The organism is Alloactinosynnema sp. L-07 (assembly GCF_900070365.1).
Classification (GTDB): domain Bacteria; phylum Actinomycetota; class Actinomycetes; order Mycobacteriales; family Pseudonocardiaceae; genus Actinokineospora.
Window position 1 is genome coordinate 4061426 of sequence record NZ_LN850107.1, and the last position, 20319, is coordinate 4081744.

Annotated in this window: 20 protein-coding genes; 2 read left to right on the top strand and 18 right to left on the bottom strand. The window is 68.2% G+C overall.

Going from position 1 to position 20319, the window contains the following annotated elements:
* Positions 1-10 precede the first annotated feature (10 nt).
* Positions 11-415 (bottom strand): CoA-binding protein, encoded by a 405-nt coding sequence (locus BN1701_RS17985; protein WP_054050359.1) that lies wholly within the window; start codon positions 413-415, stop codon positions 11-13.
* Between the two features lie 31 nt (positions 416-446).
* On the opposite strand from BN1701_RS17985, the gene BN1701_RS17990 reads away from it, so the two are divergent.
* Complete coding sequence (locus tag BN1701_RS17990) at positions 447-1292, top strand: NAD(P)H-binding protein (protein ID WP_172803277.1); 846 nt, start codon at positions 447-449, stop codon at positions 1290-1292.
* Here the strand turns inward: BN1701_RS17990 and BN1701_RS17995 are convergent.
* The 12 genes from BN1701_RS17995 to bioD form a co-directional block, all read right to left on the bottom strand.
* Positions 1268-2050 carry a hypothetical protein gene (locus tag BN1701_RS17995; RefSeq protein WP_054050363.1) on the bottom strand — a complete coding sequence of 261 codons (783 nt, stop codon included), beginning with the start codon at positions 2048-2050 and terminating at the stop codon, positions 1268-1270. The two genes, BN1701_RS17990 and BN1701_RS17995, sit on opposite strands and share 25 nt — an antisense overlap.
* Positions 2051-2059: 9 nt before the next feature.
* Positions 2060-2977, bottom strand: a complete 918-nt coding sequence (locus tag BN1701_RS18000) for a DMT family transporter (RefSeq protein ID WP_054050365.1) — start codon at positions 2975-2977, stop codon at positions 2060-2062.
* A 12-nt stretch (positions 2978-2989) separates the two neighbouring features.
* A complete protein-coding gene (locus BN1701_RS18005; protein WP_054050367.1) occupies positions 2990-4354 on the bottom strand; it encodes a TrpB-like pyridoxal phosphate-dependent enzyme in 1365 nt (454 codons plus the stop codon).
* 22 nt (positions 4355-4376) lie between these two features.
* Positions 4377-5051: a transglutaminase family protein gene (locus tag BN1701_RS18010; protein WP_054050369.1), complete on the bottom strand. Its 675-nt coding sequence runs from the start codon at positions 5049-5051 to the stop codon at positions 4377-4379.
* Between the two features lie 16 nt (positions 5052-5067).
* A complete protein-coding gene (locus tag BN1701_RS18015) occupies positions 5068-6207 on the bottom strand; it encodes an acyl-CoA dehydrogenase family protein (RefSeq protein WP_054055951.1) in 1140 nt (379 codons plus the stop codon).
* 18 nt (positions 6208-6225) lie between these two features.
* Entirely contained in the window at positions 6226-6600 is a 375-nt protein-coding gene (locus BN1701_RS18020) for an ectoine synthase (protein ID WP_054050371.1), read from the bottom strand.
* Positions 6597-6866, bottom strand: a complete 270-nt coding sequence (locus BN1701_RS18025; protein ID WP_054050373.1) for a hypothetical protein — start codon at positions 6864-6866, stop codon at positions 6597-6599. Before BN1701_RS18025 ends, BN1701_RS18020 begins: the two co-directional genes overlap by 4 nt.
* A complete protein-coding gene (locus BN1701_RS18030) occupies positions 6850-8292 on the bottom strand; it encodes an AMP-binding protein (RefSeq protein WP_082859917.1) in 1443 nt (480 codons plus the stop codon). The genes BN1701_RS18025 and BN1701_RS18030 overlap by 17 nt, the downstream gene beginning before the upstream one ends.
* A gap of 418 nt (positions 8293-8710) precedes the next feature.
* Positions 8711-9325 carry a DUF2567 domain-containing protein gene (locus BN1701_RS18035; protein WP_054050377.1) on the bottom strand — a complete coding sequence of 205 codons (615 nt, stop codon included), beginning with the start codon at positions 9323-9325 and terminating at the stop codon, positions 8711-8713.
* Between the two features lie 38 nt (positions 9326-9363).
* Positions 9364-9567, bottom strand: a complete 204-nt coding sequence (locus BN1701_RS37370) for a hypothetical protein (protein WP_054055952.1) — start codon at positions 9565-9567, stop codon at positions 9364-9366.
* A 2-nt stretch (positions 9568-9569) separates the two neighbouring features.
* On the bottom strand, positions 9570-10607 hold the full coding sequence (gene bioB, locus BN1701_RS18045; RefSeq protein ID WP_054050378.1) for a biotin synthase BioB: 1038 nt from the start codon (positions 10605-10607) through the stop codon (positions 9570-9572).
* Between the two features lie 69 nt (positions 10608-10676).
* A complete protein-coding gene (gene bioD, locus BN1701_RS18050; protein WP_054050380.1) occupies positions 10677-11399 on the bottom strand; it encodes a dethiobiotin synthase in 723 nt (240 codons plus the stop codon).
* A 68-nt stretch (positions 11400-11467) separates the two neighbouring features.
* Here bioD and BN1701_RS18055 point away from each other — a divergent pair, with 68 nt between their 5' ends.
* Positions 11468-11719 carry a glutaredoxin domain-containing protein gene (locus BN1701_RS18055; protein ID WP_231949639.1) on the top strand — a complete coding sequence of 84 codons (252 nt, stop codon included), beginning with the start codon at positions 11468-11470 and terminating at the stop codon, positions 11717-11719.
* A 39-nt stretch (positions 11720-11758) separates the two neighbouring features.
* Here BN1701_RS18055 and BN1701_RS18060 read toward each other — a convergent pair whose 3' ends face one another.
* The 5 genes from BN1701_RS18060 to BN1701_RS18080 all read right to left on the bottom strand — a co-directional run bounded on the left by BN1701_RS18060 (position 11759) and on the right by BN1701_RS18080 (position 20284).
* The gene (locus BN1701_RS18060; RefSeq protein ID WP_157368052.1) at positions 11759-13027 is read right to left on the bottom strand and encodes an adenosylmethionine--8-amino-7-oxononanoate transaminase; all 1269 of its coding nucleotides are present in this window, start codon (positions 13025-13027) and stop codon (positions 11759-11761) included.
* Between the two features lie 10 nt (positions 13028-13037).
* Positions 13038-13718: a hypothetical protein gene (locus BN1701_RS18065; protein ID WP_157368053.1), complete on the bottom strand. Its 681-nt coding sequence runs from the start codon at positions 13716-13718 to the stop codon at positions 13038-13040.
* 188 nt (positions 13719-13906) lie between these two features.
* Positions 13907-15121 carry a cytochrome P450 gene (locus BN1701_RS18070; RefSeq protein ID WP_054050388.1) on the bottom strand — a complete coding sequence of 405 codons (1215 nt, stop codon included), beginning with the start codon at positions 15119-15121 and terminating at the stop codon, positions 13907-13909.
* Positions 15122-15207: 86 nt separating this feature from the next.
* Complete coding sequence (gene dnaE, locus BN1701_RS18075) at positions 15208-18741, bottom strand: DNA polymerase III subunit alpha (protein WP_054050390.1); 3534 nt, start codon at positions 18739-18741, stop codon at positions 15208-15210.
* A 310-nt stretch (positions 18742-19051) separates the two neighbouring features.
* Positions 19052-20284: an FAD-dependent oxidoreductase gene (locus BN1701_RS18080; protein ID WP_054050392.1), complete on the bottom strand. Its 1233-nt coding sequence runs from the start codon at positions 20282-20284 to the stop codon at positions 19052-19054.
* Positions 20285-20319 lie beyond the last annotated feature (35 nt).

Genomic DNA, 20319 nt, shown 5'->3' on the forward strand with positions numbered 1-20319 from the left:
GTGCGGCTTTCTACCATTCGATTGCTGGGCAGCGGTCCATGACCATGCGTAGGCCTGCGGCGGTTGTGCGTTCGTAGGCGGGCTGGTCGATGACGTTCAGTTGGAACCAGACGGCCTTTGCTCCGATGGTGACGGCTTGGTCCGCGAAGGCAGGCGCGGCGTCGGTGCGGCGGAAGACATCCACGCAGTCGACCTCGAAGGGGATGTCGGCCAGGGAGGCATAGCCCTGTTCACCCCAGACGGTTTCCGCTGAGGGGTGTACTGGGACGATTCGTTTTCCCTTTCGCTGGAGGAATTTGGCTACTCCGTGTGCGGCGCGCGAGGGGTTGTCCGCCAATCCCACGATGGCCCAGGTCTGACATTCGTCGATGATCCAGCGGATCGTGTCCGGGTCGGCCCATGGTTCTGCTCGCATCGTTCCAGGATGCCACTTGGTACCGTCAGGTGTGGAAGATCGACTTGTCACCGTCATGGGGCCTACCGGCAAGACCGGTCGGCACGTCGTCCAGCAGGCCGTTGAGCGAGGGTGGACGGTGCGGGCCGCTGGTCGGCGGCCTGCGGCGGCTGGGGAGTGGGTGCCGTTCGAGTGGGACGATCCGGGTACTTGGGAGCCTGCGTTCGCGGGTAGCGATGCGGCCTACATCCTCATTCCGTTCAACCATCCGGGCGCGCCCGAGCGTGCGCCTGAGGTGATTGAGGCGGCGGTGCGGGCTGGGGTTCCGCGGATCGCGCTGCTGTCGACCGTCGATGTCGATCATGCGCCCGACGACGATCCCACCAAGGTCGCCGAGCGGACTCTCGCCGGGCTTCCCGTCCGGTCGACGATGGTGCGGCCGACGTGGTTTCTGGACAACTTCACCGTGGGGTCGTTCAAGGGCATGCTTGAGACGGGCGAGTTGCGGCTGCCCGCTGGTGATGGGCTGATCCCGTTCGTCGACACGCGGGATGTCGCGGCGGTCGCGGTGGCGGCTATGGCGGCGGGTGGGCCGGAAGGGGTGCTGCCGGTCACCGGGCCCGCGGCCGTCGACCACCACGTCGTCGCCGAGGCGTTGGCGGACGCGCTGGATGTTCCGATGCGCTATGTCCCGGTGTCGGGTGCGGAGTTCGTCGATCTGTTGCGCGGCCGTGGGTTCGCCACCGAATACGGCGAGTTTCTCGCTGAGGCGCTGATCAAGGTGGCCGACGGGCGGCTGGAGTTGCCCGTGTCGGACACCGTGCCCCGGGTGGTGGGCAGGCCCGCGTACTCGGTGTCCGACTTCGCCAGGGACTACGCCGTGAACAGTCGCCCGTAACCGAGGACGGCCGCCGGATCCACCCGCGCGGTGCGCAGGCAGTGCCACAGGCACGCCTGGTTCGACGTGACCACCGGCAGTCCCAGATCGGCCTCCAACGGCCCGATGGTGTCGACGCACCGCAGGCCGTTGCCCGCGATCACCACGCCGTCGGCGCCTGCTGGAATCGCGCGGCGGATCTGGTGGTAGACCTGTTCCGGGCGCACCTCCCACTGTGCGCCCGCGTCCCACAGTTCCCATGGTCGCAGGTCTCCGCCGACGTCCAACCGGTCCATGGCGACCGGCGGGAAACCGGCCGCTGTCAGGTACTCCCGCCCTGCGGCGACTATCTCGTCCTTGAACCAAGGTGGCACCAGGACGTACGGCGCCGTCATGCCCACCGCGTCCATGGCCGCGACGGTCGCCTGGGCGGCCGTCAGCGCGGGGATGCCCTGGGCGCGAACGCTTGCCTGCTCCGCGAAGGCTTTGTCGAACTCCGCTCCACCGAGGAAGCTGCTGGTGGTGAAGCACACGCAGATCGCGTCGAGTCGCATTCCGCCGAAGCAGTCCAGGCCGCGGGCGATATCCGGGGACTCGGCCACCACCCGCGCCTGGTCGCCGTACTCCGAGGTTCCCGGCCTGCGCGGGCTGGCGAAGCGGGCCGCGTTCACCGCGACCCCGGCCGGTGCCATGGCCCAGAACTCCGCCTCCGCCACCGGATCGTGGTCGATCACCAGGATGCCGAACGCGGCGCGCCAGCCCCAGCTGTCGGTGAGCATCGGTCCTCCCTATTCGGCGGTGACCTTGGCGGGTTCGGCGGTGGAAGGCTTGGTGGCCAGCCGGTTCTCGGCGAAAGCGAGCGCGGCGAGGACGACAAGCGTGCCGACGATCATGTTCCAGGTGATCGGCTCGCCAAGCAGGCCGACGCTGATCGCCACGGCGGTGACCGGCACCAGGTAGTTGACCGAGGACGCGGTGGCGGCTCCGGCGTCGGTGATGAGTCGGAAGTAGATCAGGTACGCGAGGCCGGTGCCGACCACACCGAGGAGCACGATGCTGACCACGACCGACACGCGCAGATCCGGGGTCTGCCAGGGGAAGAACGGTGTGATGGCCGCCTGCAGGATACTGGCCGCGATCACCTGCGTGGTGGACGAGACCAGTGGTGGGATCCCCTTCTGCGACAACATCTTCCGCACATACACCGTCTGCGCGGCATAGCACGCCGCCGCGGCGAGTACGGCCAACTGGCCGGGCAGCGAACCCAGTTCCCCGTCCTCGGCCCACGGCTTGATCACGATGACAACACCGACGAAGCCGAGGCCGAAGCCCACGATCTTGCGCCACGTGGCCCGTTCGGTGTTGAGCGCGACCGTCGACGCGGCCAGGGTCAGCAGCGGGGTCGCCGCGATGAGCACGCCCGCCATCGCCGCGGTGGTGCGCTGTTCACCCCACGCCAGCAACAGAAACGGCGCGACCATGCCGAGAACCGCGGTGACAGCGATGTGTCCCCACACCGCGGGCACCTTCGGGAGCCTGCCGCCGGTGAACCGCAGCACCGAGTAGAGCACAGCGGCGCCCAGCACCACCCGCACCAACACCAGTTGAGCCGGGGTCAGGCCGCCGACGGCGACCTTGATGAACGTGTAGCTGGCGCCCCAGATCGCGGCGAGCAGCAGGAACAGCATCAGGTTGACACGACTCATCTTCTGCGGTCCTTAAACGTGGGCGGGGGCGGGGATGCTGGCCAGCCCGAAGTCGAGGGCGTCGTCGGACAGCGCGTCGTCGGGCAGTTCACCGGCAAGGTAGCGCTGGTAGGCCACGAGATCGAAGTCCCCGTGGCCGGACAGGCCGAGCAGGATGGCCTTGCTGGTGCCGTCCTCGCGGCAGCGGATGGCCTCGTCGATGGCGCCGCGGATCGCGTGCGTCGACTCGGGGGCGGGCACGATGCCTTCGGTCCTGGCGAACAGCACGCCCGCCTCGAAGCAGTCGTTCTGCCGCACCGAGACCGCCTCCATCAGCTTGTCCTCGACGGCGCGGCTGATCAGCGGGGCGATGTTGTGCGCGCGCAGGCCGCCCGCGTGGAAGGCGGGCGGGACGAACTTGTGCCCCAGGGTGTGCATGCGGAACAGCGGCGTCAGACCCTGCGAATCGGCGTGGTCGTAGGCGATGCGGCCGCGGGTCAGCGTCGGGCAGGCGGCGGGCTCGACGGCGATGAGCCGCAGCTCCGGACCGCCGCGCAACTGGTTGCGCAGGAAGGGGAAGGCCAGGCCTGCCAGGTTGCTGCCGCCGCCCGCGGCGCCGACGACGATGTCGGGGTAGTCGTCGGCGAGCTCCATCTGCTTGATGGCTTCCTGGCCGATGACCGACTGGTGGGCGCACACGTGGTTGAGCGCGCTGCCTCTGGTGTAGCCGTAGTCCGGGTTGGCGAAGGCGAACTGCAGCGCCTCCGACTTGGCGGTGCCGAGGCTGCCGGGGTGGTCGGGCCGTTCGCCCAGGATCGTGCGGCCCGCCTCGGTCTCGGTGCTGGGGCTGGCCGAGCAGGTCGCCCCGTAGGTCTCCATCAGGGTGCGCCGGTAGGGCTTCTGCTCGAAGCTGACCTTGACCATGAAGACCTTGGCTTCCATGCCGAACAAGGCCGCGGCCAGCGCCACCGCGCTGCCCCACTGGCCCGCGCCCGTCTCGCCGACCAGGCCGGTCTTGCCCGCGAGCTTGTTGTAGTACGCCTGCGGGATCGCGGTGTTGGGCTTGAAGCTGCCGGTGGGCGCGACGCCCTCGTACTTGTAGTAGATCCGGGCGGGCGTGCCCAGCGCCTGCTCCAGCGCACGGGCGCGGTAGAGCGGGGTGCAGCGCCACTTGGCGTAGTGCTGGCGGACCGGCTCGGGGATCTCGAACTCGTCGGCGCTGCTCAGTTCCTGCTCGACCAGCGGCGGCGCCATCGTCCTGGCCAGCCCGTCGAAGCCCACCGGCTCGCGCGTCACCGGGTCGATGATGGGGGCCACCTCGCCGATGTCGGCGGCCGGGTTGAGCCAGGTGCGGGGGATCTCCGACTCGACGAGTTCGTACTTGATCGGATCGATCATGTGCTTCGTCCTTAGTGTGTTACTAGCGAACGGCTTCGGTGGCGAGCGATCCCTCGGACTGGAACAGCAGCGGATGGGCCTGGCTGATGCCCGCGACGACGGTCTCGTAGGGGAAGTCGGCGAACTCGCCGCGCATCCGCAGGAACTCCATGTGCTGACGGCCCTCTTCGTCGTACGGGTGGTAGAGGCTGTCCGCGCGGCCGTCGAAGTCCAGCGGGGCGATCCGGTAGACGTGGCAGAGCAGCTTGTTGAACACGGGCGTGGCCTTCACCCAGTCGCCGCCGAGGAAGACCGAGACGAGGCTGTGGAAGCAGAAGACGTCCCCGCCGACGAGTTCACGCAGCCGCGGTGAGGACAGGTGGTTGCGGACGTCGCCGTAGACGATGCGGCTGGGGATGCCCAGCGCGCGCACGGCCGCGGCGTACACGATCGACTTGTGCACGCAGAAACCCATGCCGCGCTGGATGATCGCGCTCGCCTGGAACGCGCCGCGGGCCGCGTCGGCCCCGTAGACCTCGTAGTGCAGACCGTCCCGCACCGCGTAGTACAGGGCGACGGCGCGCTCGATCTCGCCGGTCGGGTCGCCCTTCTTGCGCAGTGCCTTCTCGGTGAACGCCTGGACCACCGGGCTGGTGAAGTCCAGGAACTCGGTCTCCCGCAGGTCGTCGTCGGTGACCTGGGCAGTGGACTCGATCATGCTTCCTCTCCGTGGTTCACAGGCCGACCATCGCCGCGATGCGCTGGCGTTGGACTTCGGAGGTGCCCGAGTAGATCGGGCCCGCCACCGCGTTGCGCAGTTCCTTCTCCATCCCGTACTCGGCCAGGTAGCCGTAGCCGCCGTGGATCTGCACCGCGGCCATCGCCGAGGCGACGTTCGCCTCACTCACCACCAGCTTGGTGATGGCGATGTCGGTGGTGACGTTCTCCCGCCGGACGAGCTTCGCCGCGGTGTCGTAGAGCCACTTGCGGGAGGTCTCGACGCCGACCTTCATGTCGACGATCTTGTTGGACACGGACTGGAACGAGCCGATCGGCTTACCGAACTGCGCACGCTCCTTGGCGTAGTCCACACAGGACTGGAAGCGGTGCTGCATCTCGCCTGCGTTGATGACGAACGAGGCCAGGATCTCCCATTTCATCACGTGGTCGAGCACCAGGAAGCCGGATCCGACCCCGCCGACCGCGTTCTCGCGCGGGACCCGGCAGTCGTCGAAGAACAGCTCACACAACGGCGAGGTCCGTAGGCCCATCTTGGCGACCGGCTTGCCCACGTGCAGGCCAGGGGTGTCCCGCTCGACGAGCAGGGCCGTGATCGCCGCGGGACTGCCCGGCTTCCCGGTCAGCGTGTAGACCACGTACAGCCCGGCGATCGGGCCGTTGCTCACGAACGCCTTGCTGCCGTTGAGGACGAAGACATCGCCGTCGGCCTTCGCCGTGGTGCGCATCGCCATCATGTCCGACCCGGCGTCGGGCTCGGTGATGGCGTGCGCGCCGATCGCCGAGCCGTCGCACACCATCGGCAGGTACTTGGCCTTGAGCGCGGCCGAGCCGTACCGCTGCAGGGCCACGCCGGTGCTGACCATGTGGGTCGACACCGAGAAGTTGAACCCGCCGTCGCGGCAGCTCTCGCCGAGTCCCTCCAGGACGTACATCGTGGTCAGCAGGTCCGCGCCCAGCCCGCCGAAGGCCGGGTCGAACGGCAGCCCGAGCAGTCCGGTGTCGCGCACGAGGTCCCAGGCGGACTGGTCGAACTCGCCCGCCTGGTCCCGTTCGATGTGACCGGCGCCCAGCTTCTCGCCGAGATCGACGATGGTCTTGCGCAGCGCGCGCTGCTCGTCGTTCCAGTCGATCACCACATGCTCCTCGCCCGATCAGTACTGGGAGAACCCGTCGGCATCCAGGTTGTGCCGCTCGTCGCCGCGCAGGGGCGGGTTGAAGATGCTGATCAGCTCGAGGTCCGCGCCCGCGTCGGCGATCAGGAAGTGGGCGTCGTGCTGGTCGAGCGCGTAGAGCACGCCCGGCTCGATCCGGTACGAGCGGCCGTCCGGGGTCTGCACCTCGCCCGCGCCCGCGATGCAGTAGCAGGCCTCCAGGTGCATTCGGTACTGCAGGCGGGACTTGGTGTTGGCCCGCACCACCGTGTGCGCGACCGTGAAGCCCATCGCGTCGGCACCCAGCAGGAAGCGGTAGCTCAGACCGTTGCCCCAGTCGACGCATTTCACCTCGGACCTGGCACGCACGATCATCTCAAGCCCTCCTGGATCAACTCGGGGATGTGGGAACCGACGAAATCGTCGATGGCGTCGACCGACCGGAAGTTGTCCGGCGTCAGGTCGACCTCCTCGACCGGGATGTCGTAGCGCAAGCCAACCCAGGCGATGAGTCGGAGCAGCCCGAGGCTGTCGACGACGCCGTTGTCGAGCAGGTCGAAGTCATCGGCCAGTTCGTCGGCCCCGACATCGGGGGCGAACTCGGCCAGCACGAACCGTTTTATCTCAGCGAGCCGCGACATGTTCTCGAACTCCTTCACGCGCCGATGCCTGTATTGCCGCGCGGTCGACCTTCCCGTTGGGACTGGCCGGGAACGGGTCGACCACGATGTCCATAGTGGACGGAATAGCCGTCCGGGGAAGCCGGGCCGCGCAGTGTTGTCGCAGCTGGACGCTGTTGAGCGTGGCGTCCGGACACAGCCGGACCACCGCGTGCAGCCGGTGGCCCGCCACGTCGTCTGGCAGGCCGAGCACGACCGCCTCGTGGACCGCGGGGTGCGCGGTGACGATGTGTTCGACCTCGAGCAGGTTCGTCCGCACGCCCCGGACCTTGACCTGGAAGTCGGACCGGCCGTCGAGCCGCAGCACGCCGTCGGCGTCGCGGGTCACGTTGTCGCCGGTCCGGAAGTAGGTTCCCGCGCCCGCCGGGGCCTCGACCCAACTGCGGGCGGTGAGCGCGGGGTCGAGGTAGCGGCCGGACTGGAACGGCGTCGCGGTCCACAACTCCCCCGCGCCCGCCCCGGTGAGCACCTGGCCATCGCGGACGACCAGCGCCCGCACCCCGGCGATCGGTGTGCCGATCGGGGTGGCCAGCCCGCTGACCGGGTCGATGTCGTGGATAAAGCTGTCGTTGGTCTCCGTGGACCCGTAGACGTTGCGGAGGCGGGCGTTGGGGAACGCGTCGGGCAGCCGCGCGGCCAGCGCGGGCGGCATCGCCTCGCCGGTCGTGACCAGTTCGCGCACGGCGGGGAAGCGTCGGCCGTCGGCGGCGTCGAGCAGCAGGCGGAAGAACAGCGGGACGGCCTGGACGACCTCGACGGCGGCCTCAGTGAAGACGCTGAGCAGGTATTTCCCGTCCACCGCACGGTCCTGTTCGGCCAGTACGACGTGTCCGCCCTTGGCCAATGTGGTCCACACGTCGAGCAGGCTGAGGTCGAAGTTCAGCGGGGCGTAGCTGAACACCACCGTGCCCGGCCCGATGCCGAACTCCGTGGCGGCCCAGTCGATGAACGCCGCCGTCGCGCGGCGCGGCAGGGGGACGATCTTGGGCGTCCCGGTCGATCCGGAGGTGGTCAGCAGCAAGCCGACCCCGTCGAGGTCCGGCACCGCAGCGGGCGCCCCGACCTCCTCGACGGTGCGGGCGTCCGCGCGCAGCAGGAATCGGCATCCGGCCTGGTCGAGCAGGGCCGCGCGACTCCGCGCGCCAAGATCGACCGGCAACAGCAGACAGGGCCGTTCGATACGCGTGCACGCGGCGACCAAGGCGAGACCCGCGGGCGACTTGTGCGGAATGAGCGCCACCGGCTCGTCGCCCGGCAGTTCGGCCAGCAGTTCGGCTGCCCTGGCGACCTCGGACCGCAGGTCGCGGTAGCCGGTGGCCACCCCTTGCCACGAAAGCGCCGCGGCGGAATCACCGGGCCATAAATGACCTGCGGACGCGTCAGACATCATTCTCCCGACAATTCACGGCCGACAACGAGTTCGGCGAATAACGACATTGTTAATCGACATTGAGGACCGCGTCCGGGGGAGAATTCCCGGCCCGTTGCGGCAGAACATTAGCTACGAAATCCGCCCACGCCAAACCTCCATCGGAGTGATCGACTGAATCGAGACACCGCCGACAAGACCACCCTGCGTCGACAATTCAGACCAATCCGGACAACCCGGATTGATCTTTACAGGTGAACGGAAGCCCTGGCCGGCCTAGTAATTCTGCATGCTCGATCACCAACGGTGACGACACTCATTCGGGTCGGTGCATACACAGAATTAGCCGGATAAATGGGAACGGCGATGACGGCGCAAACCCATTACGCGCAATGGTCCAGCGGTGACTGGTACGAGTGAACTATGTGCGGATTTCTCAGCCGAGCCTGCGGCCCAGATCGTCGCGACCATTCCACGCCGCGGCGAATCCGTAGGCCAGGGCGGCGCCCAGCGGCCAGCCGACCACGACCCATCGCGATTCCAAACGTGGGGCGACCGGCAGCACGTCGCCGATCTTCGGCGCGGCCTCCACGACGAAGCGGGCTTCGGCCCAGGAGACGCCGACCTGCATGGCCAGCCACGCGGCCAGGCCCGAGCCGACCACGGCCGCGATCATGATCACCGGCCCGCGCCGCTCGCGCAGCATCCACACGCCCGCGCCGGTGACGACGCCCGCGCCGAGGCCGAGCAGCACGAACAGGACAAGATCGTCGAACCGGTGGTAGCTCTCGGCGCGCAGCGGGATCAGCTTGCCGCCCTCGGCCACCACGACGAGCTGCGCCGGGGCGAGCCGGGACCACAGCCAGCCGATCGCCATGCCGAACAGCGCGATGAACGACGCGATGCTCACCGCGGGCAGCAGATCGGCCTTGATCCGGACCTTCGGCCGCGGCTGGTGCCACAGCGGGAACACGGGCGGCGGCGGGGTCTCGACGCGGACGGCTGCCTCGGACACGGGGGTCTCGACCTCTGACTCCGTGGGTTCGGGCACCCGACGACCTCCAACTCGCGTTGTACTTCCCCGCGAGACTAGTCGGTCAGCACGGGCCCGTTCGCGCTGGTCGTCTCCCCGTGCCTGCTGCAGCGCGCCGACCACCCGCTCGGCGTCACCTGCACGACCATCCGCCTGGCGCACTCGCCGCAGAACCTGGGTGGCTCCAACGCGGCCCGGCCGCCCTGGCACGGGGTGTGGTCCCCGTCCGCGGGCGGCCGTCCGCAGTGCACACAGAACATGGTCACAGCGAGTCGCTCAGCGCCTTGATGGGCATCTTGAGGTCGGCGAGCATGTCGAGGTCCTGCTGGGCGGGGCGGCCCAGGTTGGTCAGGTAGTTGCCGACGATGATCGCGTTGACGCCGCCGAGCATGCCCTTCTCCGCGCCCAGGTCGCCCAGGGTCAGCTCCCGGCCGCCCGCGAAGCGCAGCATCGTGCGCGGCAGGGCCAGCCGGAACGCGGCGACGACGCGCAGCGCGTCCTTGCCCTCGATCGGGTCGTACTTCTCGTACGGGGTGCCGGGCTGCGGAATGAGGAAGTTCATCGGGACCTCGTGCGGGTCCAGCTCGGCCAGCTGCACCGCGAACTCGGCGCGCTGCTCGTAGGTCTCGCCCATGCCGATGATGCCGCCGGAGCAGACCTCCATGCCCGCCTCGCGCACCATCCGCAGGGTGTCCCAGCGCTCTTCCCACGAGTGGGTGGTGACGACGTTCGGGAAGTGCGACTTGGCCGTCTCGAGGTTGTGGTTGTAGCGGTGCACGCCCATCGCGACCAGCTCGTCGACCTGCTCCTGGGTGAGCATGCCGAGCGAGCAGGCGATCTGGATGTCGTTGCCCGACTCTCGGATCGCCTTGATGCCCTCGCGCACCTGCGAGAGCAGGCGGGCGTCGGGCCCGCGCACGGCGGCGACGATGCAGAACTCGGTGGCACCCGTCTCGGCGGTCTGGCGGGCGGCCTCGACCAGGCCGGGGATGTCCAGCCACGCGGAGCGCACGGGGGTCGGGAAGCGGCCCGACTGCGAGCAGAAGTGACAGTCCTCGGGGCAGCCGCCGGTCTTGACGCTGACGATGCCCTCGACCTCGACCTCCGGGCCACACCACTTCATCCGGACGTCGTGGGCCAGCGCGAGCAGATCGTCGAGCCGGTCGTCACCCAGGCGCAGGACCTGGAGCACCTGCTCCTCGGACAACCCTTCGCCGCGCTCAAGCACCTGGTCCCGGGCGACGGCGAGGATGTCGCCTGCGATCGAGCTGTCCTGCGTGTGCTCGGCGGTTGCCGTCACTGGTGCCTCCTCGTGGTTCCGGTCCGGGCAAGTCTGCCTCATGGCGGACGAGCCCGGCTGCGATGTCGCTCACGCGCCGCTGGAGACCTGCTCGACGAACTCCTTGACGTCGAACTCCCCGCCCAGGGACGGAGCCAGCGACCTGCGTGCGACCTGGGCGAACTCGTCCGGGTCGAGCGCTCCGGCACCCGCAGGGAACACCCCTACCAGGGGTGCGCCCGCGACCGAGGGGAGATCGTCGAGGTTGAGCAGGGCGGCGAGATCAGGCTCGGCGGGCCACGACCCGACCACGACCCCGGCGCAGGTGATCCCCCGCCGGTCGAGTGCCTCGGCGGTCAGCGCGGTGGCGTTGAGCGTACCCAACCCGGCCTCGGCCACGATCAGCGTCGGCGCGGCCAGCGACCAGGCCACATCGGCGAGCGTGCCCCCATCGGGGTCGAACCGGACCAGCAGCCCGCCCGCGCCCTCGACCAGCACCAGGTCATGGGTCACCGCGAGCTCACCGACCGCCTGCGCGACCTCCGACGGCCGCACCGGGGGCATCCCCACCCGCCGCGCGGCGGTGTCGGGGGCCAACGGGTCGGGGAACCGACGCAACTCGCGGGTGGTCACTGCTCCGGCGAGTCTGCGCACGTCATCGAGGTCGCCCGGCTCATGCGCGGCGACACCTGTCTGTGCGGGCTTGAGCACGGCCACCCGCCGCCGGAGTGCCAACGCGAGCGCGGCGACCCCAGCCGTGACGACGGTCTTGCCGACGCCCGTGCCGGTCCCGGTGATCACAAGAACACTCACGTGGTGCAGGTTAGACCTGGCAATTGGTTATGGCCGCCACACCCCAACACTCTGGATATGGTCGAACCGTGAGCAACGACGTCCTCATCTACAGCGCCGACTGGTGCGGCGACTGCCGCCGAGCCAAGTCCTGGCTGCGGGCCAACACCGTCCCCTTCACCGAGATCGACGTCGAGCATGACGACACGGCCCGGGACCTGGCGGTAGAGATCGCGGGCGGACGCAAGAACATCCCGGTGATAGTCCTGCCAGACGGAACAGTGTTGATAGAGCCGACCAACACCGAACTAGCCGACGCCCTAGGCGTTCCAGTCGCCTAACAAGGCGAACACCAGACAGGCACCCACGGCGCCAGGCAACTACCCCACAGTCGCCGCCGCGATCGCTCCCGCACAAATCAAAGCAACATCATCAGTGCCACTGACAAACGGCGGCATCGTGTAAATCAAGTCCCGGAACGGCCGCAGCCATACGCCTGCCCGCACAGCGGCCTCAGTGGCCGCTCTCATATCCACCGGATGATCAAGCTGGATCACCCCGATAGCCCCCAAAACCCGAACATCCTGAACACCAGCAAGATCACGCGCCGGAGTCAGGCCCGCGGTCAGCTCCGCCTCGATCCGTTTGACCGTCCCCCGCCAGTCCCCCTCAAGCAGCAGATCAATCGAAGCCAGTGCCACGGCCGACGCCAACGGGTTGCCCATGAACGTCGGCCCGTGCGCCAACACCGGAACCTCCCCCCGCGAAATCCCATCAGCGACCCGCGCCGTGCACAACGTCGCAGCCATGCTGAGGTATCCCCCAGTCATCGCCTTTCCAACACACAGCACGTCCGGACTGACTCCCGCGTGATCAGCGGCGAACAGCTCCCCAGTCCGCCCAAACCCCGTAGCGATCTCGTCAAAGATCAGTAGCACGTCATGCGTCAAACACAACTCGCGCAGCACATGCAGATAGCGCGGGTCGTGGAAACGCATGCCGCCCGCACCCTGAACCACCGGCTCGACGATCACCGCGGCGAGTTCGTCAGCATGAGTCTCGATCAAAGTCGCCAAATGCGCGACGTAGTCATGGTCGAACTCGGCGGGCGGGGCATCGGCGAACACCTGCACCGGCAGCACCCCGCGCCACAGAGAGTGCATCCCGCCATCCGGGTCACACACGCTCATCGGGTTGAACGTGTCGCCGTGGTAGCCGCCGCGCCAGGTCAGCAGCTTCGTCTTCGCCGGGTTGCCGGTCGACCGCCAGTACTGCAGGCACATCTTGATCGCGACCTCGACCCCGACCGAGCCCGAGTCGCACAGGAACACGTGCTGGAGCGGCTCCGGGGTGATCTCGACCAACCGGGCGGCCAGGCGGACCGCGGGCTCGTGGGTGAGTCCGCCGAACATGACGTGGCTCATCTTCCCGGCCTGCTCGACCAGCGCGGCGTCGAGGACGGGGTTGCGGTAGCCGTGGATGGCCGCCCACCAGGACGACATGCCGTCGACCAGCTCGCGCCCGTCGGCCAAGGTCAGCCGAACGCCCTGGGCCGAACGCACGACGAGAGGGTCCTGCGTGCCTGGCATCGGGCCGTAGGGGTGCCAGACGTGTGCGCGGTCGAGTGCGATCAGCTCTTCTGGAGACACACCAGGCAGGCTATCCGGCCAGCTCCTTGCGCCGGGCGACCAGGCGAGCCAGGTCACGCCCCTGGTCGGTGGGCAGGATCCACTCCCCGGGCGGCACGGCGATCCGCACGGCGGGCCCAGGTGTGACCGTCACGTTCAACTCGCCCACGCCGGGAACGTGCAGCGTCGCCCGGCGCGCGACCATCACCTGTTCGACGGCCCCCACCGAGCCGAGGTCCACGACGGGCCGCACCGTGCGCAGCCTGCCGCGGCTGCCGACCAGTGTGATCCGGTTGGCCCCCACCAGCAGTTCCAGGCCCCGCGACCCCCGCGCGGGCCACGGCACCTCGATCGCCGAGTCGGCGAGGTCGGCGCTGTAGGGGCAGAGGATCTTCTTGCCCGCGCGGCTCGCCAGGAGGTGACCGGCCGTCCCGAAGGCGAGGACGGCCAACGGGGCCGTCACCCAAGGCAGCCACAGCGACCCGACATAGGCCCCCGCGAGACCACCGAGAACCGCCGCGGCGACGGGCCAGCGGCGGGGCTTGAAGCGGTGGACGGCGAAGTAGGCGCCGCCCACGAACAGCAGGAGAGCGGGGATGCCGAGCCCGGGCAGCCAACCGTCGAGCAGGAAGGTCGCGACGATCCCGAGGATCGGGCCGAGGGCGACCACGAGCAGCAGATGTGGCCGAACGCCACGGAGGCGCGCTGTCACCACACTGCTTTGTCGCTGGTCAAGTTGCCCCCGCACCCATGGCACGGTACCCAACCCACGCCCGTGGGGCGGGGATTCCCGAATCTTGGCGTGGCGCCAATTGCCTCACCGCCCCGCCCGCAGTGCACATGATCGCCGCTCCAGAGAACTGGCCCGCGTACCTCGCCAGGCGCGAACCATGAGGACGGTCACCGGGTGCGGAGGTGGAGGTGCTCCAGGCCGCGGATGACGGTGCTGTCGCGCCAGCGCAAGGTGTGGGTGGCTTGGGCCAGCGCGAGATCGGGGAAGCGGGTCAGCAGGGAGCGGATGGCGATCTCGCCCTCCAGTCGGGCCAGGGGCGCGCCGACGCAGTAGTGGATGCCGTGGCCGAAAGCCAGGTGCCCCACCGGATCGCGGGTGATGTCGAGGCGGTCGGCGTCGGGGAAGCGGGCCGGGTCGCGGTTGGCGGCGCCGAGGCCGACCAGGATGAACTCACCCGCCGGGATCTCGGTGTCCCCCAGGACCAGGGGCTCGGTGGTGAAGCGCAGCGTCGCCATGCTGACCGGGCCTTCGTGGCGCAGCAGCTCCTCGATCGTGTTGGGGAGCAAGGAGAAGTCCGCGCGCAGTGCGGCCAGCTGGTCGGGGTGGGTGAGCAGGGTGAGGATGCCGTTGCCGATCAGGTTGACCGTGGTCTCGTGGCCCGCGAGCAGCAGCAGGAACGCCATCGAGACGAGTTCCTCGCCGGTGAGGCGGTCGTCGTCGTCGCTGGCCTGGATGAGTTCGCTGAGCAGGTCCGCACCCGGATTGGCCCGCTTCGCCGCGATCAGCTGGACGAGATACCCCTGCATCGACGTGGCGGCGGCGGTCAGCCGCTCGCTGCGGTCGTTGGACACCAGGGTATCCGACCACGAGCGGAAGTCCTCCCGATCGGAGACCGGGACGCCGAGCACCTCGCAGATGACCGTGATGGGCAGCGGGTAGGCGAAGACTTCGAGCAGGTCGACCACTTCGGTCCCCGCCATCGCGTCGAGGAATTCGTCGGCGATCTCCTGGATTCGGGGGCGCAGGTGGTCGATGCCGCGCGCGGTGAACGCCTTGTTGACCAGCTTGCGCAGGCGGGTGTGGTTGGGCGGGTCGGTGTTGAGCATGTGCGAGGACAGGCTCGTGGCGAAGGTCGCCCGCTGCGTGCCGGGGTCGAGGTGGCGTTCGATCAGGTCGCCCGCGCGAACGACGTCCTTGCTCAGCGTCGGGTCCGCCAGCGCCGAGCGCGCTTCCGCGTAGTCGGTGACGAGCCAGGCGTGCAAGCGCGTCGGCAGCACGATCGGCCGGACCGGGCCGGTGGTGCGCAGCTGCTCGTAGAGCGCGTGCGGATCCTGCATGAAGGCGTCGTCGAGCCTGATCACGTTGTCCAGCAAGGAAACCATCCCCCAAAGCCTGAGCGTACCCCGTGGTATCCACGGTACTCACATCCGCTCGACCATGCGGCGGATTAGCCCATTCAGGTGATCACCTAGGCGAGACAGCCCGGTCCGAGCAGCGCCTTCAAGTCGCCCATCAGCGACGGCGACGGGCTGACCCGCAGCGCGTCGTCGAGCTTGAGGAGGGTCTGACGCGGGCCGTTGATCAGCTTCAGATGGACCTCGGTGGTGCCGGGATGGGCGCCGAGGACGTCCTTGAGTTGGGCGACCAGCGGCGGCGTGCACTTCGTCGCGGCCATGCTCAGCCGGAACGGGGCGCCCGCGTGGTTGCTCAGGTCGGGCACGGCGAGGTCGTTGGCGATCAGCGACGTGCGGTCGTCGCGCTTGGCCACCCTGGCCTTGACCAGCACGATCGCGTCCTCCAGCACGCCCATCCCGATCACGGCGTACGTCTTGGGGAAGAACAGCACCTCGATGCCGCCTGCCAGGTCCTCCAGCATCGCCGAGGCCCACGGCTCGCCGTTGCGGTTCACCCGCCGGTTGACCGCGGCGAGGATGCCGCCGATCACCACCTGCGTGCCGTCGCCGATCCCGCCTTCCAGGATGGCGGCGATCGACGTGTCCGACTGCGAGGTCAGGATGTGTTCGACGCCGTTGAGCGGGTGGCCGGACACGTAGAGCCCCAGCATCTCCCGCTCCAGCGCGAGTTGGTGCTTGGACTCCCAGAACTCGTCGGGCACGGGGACGTCGAAGACACTGGTCACGCTGTCTTCCTCGTCGCCGCCTGCGCCGAACAGGTCGAACTGGCCGACCGCCTCGGCTTTCTTGGTGTCCATCACCGCGTCGATGGCGTCGGTGTGGATCAGGAACAAGCCCTTGCGCGGGTGCTTGAGCGAGTCGAAGGCGCCCGCCTTGATCAGCGATTCGACGACCTTCTTGTTGCAGGCCACCGCCTCCACCTTGCGCAGGTAGTCGGAGAAGTCGGTGAACTCCCCCTTCTCCGTGCGGGACTTGATGATCGACTCGACGGCGTTGGCTCCAACGTTGCGGATCGCGCCGAGGCCGAAGCGGATGTCGTTTCCGACCGGGGCGAAGTCCTTCTCCGACTCGTTGACGTCCGGCGGCAGCACCGAGATGCCCATCTTGCGGCACTCGGCGAGGTAGACCGCCGCCTTGTCCTTGTCGTCGCGCACGCTGGTGAGCAGTCCGGCCATGTATTCGGCCGGGAAGTTCGCCTTGAGATAGGCGGTCCAGTAGGAGACCAGTCCGTACGCGGCCGAATGCGCCTTGTTGAAGGCGTAGTCGGCGAAGGGAACGAGGATGTCCCACAGGGTCTTGATCGCGTCCTTCGGGTATCCGTTCTTCTCCATACCGCCGGAGAAATTGACGAATTCCGCGTCCAGGACCTCTTTCTTTTTCTTGCCCATGGCCCGGCGGAGCAAGTCCGCTTGTCCGAGCGTGTATCCCGCGAGTTTCTGGGCGATCGCCATGACCTGCTCCTGATACACGATCAGGCCATAGGTTGTGCCGAGGATGTCTTCGAGCGCCTCCGCCAGCGACGGGTGAATCGGGGTGATGTCCTGCTGCTTGTTCTTGCGCAGCGCGTAGTTCGTGTGGGACTTGGCACCCATCGGCCCCGGCCGGTAGAGCGCGCCGACCGCCGAGATGTCCTCGAAGTTGTCGGGGCGCATAAGGCGCAGCAGGTCGCGCATGGGCCCGCCGTCGAGCTGGAACACCCCGAGCGTGTCGCCGCGCGACAGCAACTCGTAGGTGGGCTTGTCGTCGAGGCCGAGGGTCTCCAGGTCGGGCACCGGCTTGCCGTTGCGCTCGATGTTGACCAGCGCGTCGTCGATGACCGTCAGGTTGCGCAGGCCGAGGAAGTCCATCTTCAGCAGGCCGAGCGACTCACACGTCGGGTAGTCGAACTGCGTGATGATCGACCCGTCCTGCGGGCGCTTCCACAGCGGGATCGTCTCCATCAGCGGCTCGGCGCTGAGGATGACCGCGCAGGCGTGTACACCGGCGTTGCGGATCAGACCCTCAAGGCCCTTGCCGGTGTCGATGATCTCCTTGACCTGCGGGTCGCTGCCGTAGAGCTCGCGGATCTCGGTGGCCTCGGCGTAGCGCTTGTGCTGAGTGTCGAACAGGCTGTTGAGCGGGATGTCCTTGGCCATGACCGCGGGCGGGTAGACCTTGGAGATCTTGTCGGCGATGGCGAAGCCGGGTTGGCCGAACAGCACGCGCGCGGAGTCCTTGATCGCGGCCTTGGCCTTGATCGTGCCGAACGTGATCACCTGCGCGACCTTGTCCGCGCCCCACTTCTCGGTGGTGTAGCGGATGACGTCGCCGCGCCGACGTTCGTCGAAGTCGATGTCGATGTCGGGCGGGCTGACGCGGTCGGGGTTGAGGAACCGCTCGAAGATCAGGCCGTGGGCCAGCGGGTCGAGGTCGGTGATGCCCATCGCGTAGGCGATCAGCGCGCCCGCGGCGGACCCTCGGCCGGGGCCGACCCGGATGCCGTTGTTCTTGGCCCACTGGATGAGGTCGGCCACGACGAGGAAGTACGCCGGGAACCCCATCTGCAGGATGACGCCGATCTCGAACTCGACCTGGCGCTTGTGCTCGTCGTCGATGCCATTGGGGAACCGGCGGTGCATGCCTTCCCAGACCTGCTCGCGGAAGTACTCGTCCTCGGTCTTGCCCTCGGGGATCGGGAACTTCGGCATCAGGTTCCGGAACTCGAACATCCCGGTGGTGTCGACCTTCTCGGCGATCAGCAGGGTGTTGCGACACCCCTCCTGCCACGGGTCGGACGAGTCGACCGCGCGCATCTCGTCGGGCGACTTCAGGTAGTAGCCGGAGCCGTCGAAGCGGAAGCGGGTCGGGTCCTGCAGCGTGCTCGCGGTCTGCACACAGAGCAGCGCGTCGTGCGAGTCGCGTTCCTCGGCGTAGGTGTAGTGCGAGTCGTTGGTCACCACGAAGGGAATGTCGAGCTTGCGGGCGACGTCGACCAGGCCGTCGCGGACCCGGCTCTCGATCTCGATGCCGTGGTCCATCAGCTCGACGTAGAAGCTGTCCTTGCCGTAGATGTCGCGCCAGGCGGCGGCGGCTTCGACGGCCTCGTCGAACTGGCCGAGCCGCAGCCGGGTCTGCACCTCCCCGGAGGGACAGCCGGTGGTCGCCATCAGCCCACCGGAATGCTCGGCGATCAGCTCGCGGTCCATCCGGGGCCACTTGCCGAGCTGCCCCTCCAGGGACGCCCGGCTCGACAGCTTCATCAGGTTGCGCAGGCCCTCGTCGGTGCGCGCCCAGATCGTCTGGTGGGTGTAGGCGCCGCTGCCGGAGACGTCGTCGGACTTCTGGCCGGGGTCGCCCCAGCGCACCCGGTCCTTGCTGAAGCGGGACGCGGGGGCGAGGTAGGCCTCAATGCCCAGGATCGGCTTGATGCCCGCGCCTTTGGCCTGATTGAAGAAGTCGTAGATGCCGTTGGTGTGGCCGTGGTCGGTGATCGCCACCGAGGTCATGCCGAGGCGCTCGCACTCGGCGAACATGTCCTTGAGCTTGGCCGCTCCGTCGAGCATCGAGTACTCGGTGTGCACGTGAAGATGAGCGAAGGAGTCAGCCACGGAACGACACCCTAGCCGTGGTCCAGCTCATCGATGCGGCGACATACGGAGGCATGCCGAGGTTCTACCCCGCCGCACCGACACTCCCCAAAACTGGACGCGGAGTGCGACGTTCAGTCGCGCGACAGCAACTCCCGGTCACGCCATGCCATCCGTATCAAGGCCCGTGAGCCAGCCGGGCGGACGCCGTCCCGCTGCCGTGCTCCTGTTCACATTTGTGCACCCAGTTACGCAGTGTCTCCGAATTCATGTCCAACTCGCGCGATCGATTGGGTCCCTGCCCGGAAACCACGGGGCACCTCAGACCTCCTCAGGGCTGTTGCTTTGCCCAGGTGGGGGTGGGTTCTGTGAACAGGCCTCGGCCGACCAGCAATGCCGGCAGGCGGTTGAGCCAGGGGAGTCGGGTGATCAGCCGCAAGGGCGCCGGAGGCTCTACTGACTGGGCGATGTTCACCCTGCCCTCCAGCGCCGGCTTCAAAGCCTTCGCGTGTGCGACTCGTTGGAAGGTTTGGACCGCGACGGTCGGGATCAAGCGCCTGCGGCGGACGGCTGCCAGGTCCTTTGTAGACAAATTGCCGCGCTTCAGCGGCGCGGCCAGCAGTCTGGCTGTGGCGATGGCGTCCTGGACTGCCAAGTTGATGCCGATCCCGCCGACTGGGGACATCGCGTGGGCGGCGTCGCCTATGCAGAGGAGGCCGTTGGTGTGCCAGCGGCGTAGGCGGTCGAGTTTGACGTCGAGGACCTTGACATCGTCCCAGGTCGACACCGCGTCGGCGCGGTCGGCCAGCCAGGGGGCGGAATCGACCATGTCTCGCATGAGGGTGGTGACCGGGGTTTGCCGTGCGGCGGCGTCGGTGCCTTTGCGGATGAGGGTGGCGACTTGCCAGTAGTCGCGGCGGTCGATCATCACCGCTGCTCGGCGGTCGCCGATGAGGCCGACTATGCCGCTGGGGTCGCCCTCGTGTTTCGGGAGGCGGTACCACCAGACGTCCATGGGGGTCGGGTAGGAGGTGGGGCGCAAGCCCGCCTCGGCCCGCAGGAGTGACGTTCGGCCGTCGCAGGCGACGGTGAGGTCGGCGGTGATGGTGCCCGTTGTGCCGTCCTTTGTCCGGTATTCGACACCGGTGACGCGGTCGCCGGAGCGGGTCAGGCCGGTGGCGGCGGTGCTCATCCGCAGCGTGAAGGTCGGCTCCGCTTTGGCGGCGTTGGCCAGCAGGTCGAGCAGGTCCCACTGCGGGACCATCGCGATGTAGTTGCGCGGGCCGCGCAGTCTGGTCAGGTCGCCGACCGTCACCGCGCCGCCCTTGAACGGGATCAGGACCTTGTCGACGCGGCTCTGCGGCAGGGCGTCGAAGGCCGGGCCGAGGCCGAGGTCGTCGAGCAGGTCCAAGGTCGGCGGGTGGACGGTGTCGCCCCGGAAGTCGCGCAGGAAGTCGGCGTGCTTCTCCAGCACCGTCACCTCGATCCCCGCCCTGGCCAGTAGTAGCCCCAGGACCATCCCCGCCGGTCCACCCCCGACGACACACACCGTTGTGCGCTCCATCACGTCTCCCCTTTTCAACACAGGTTGAATAACTT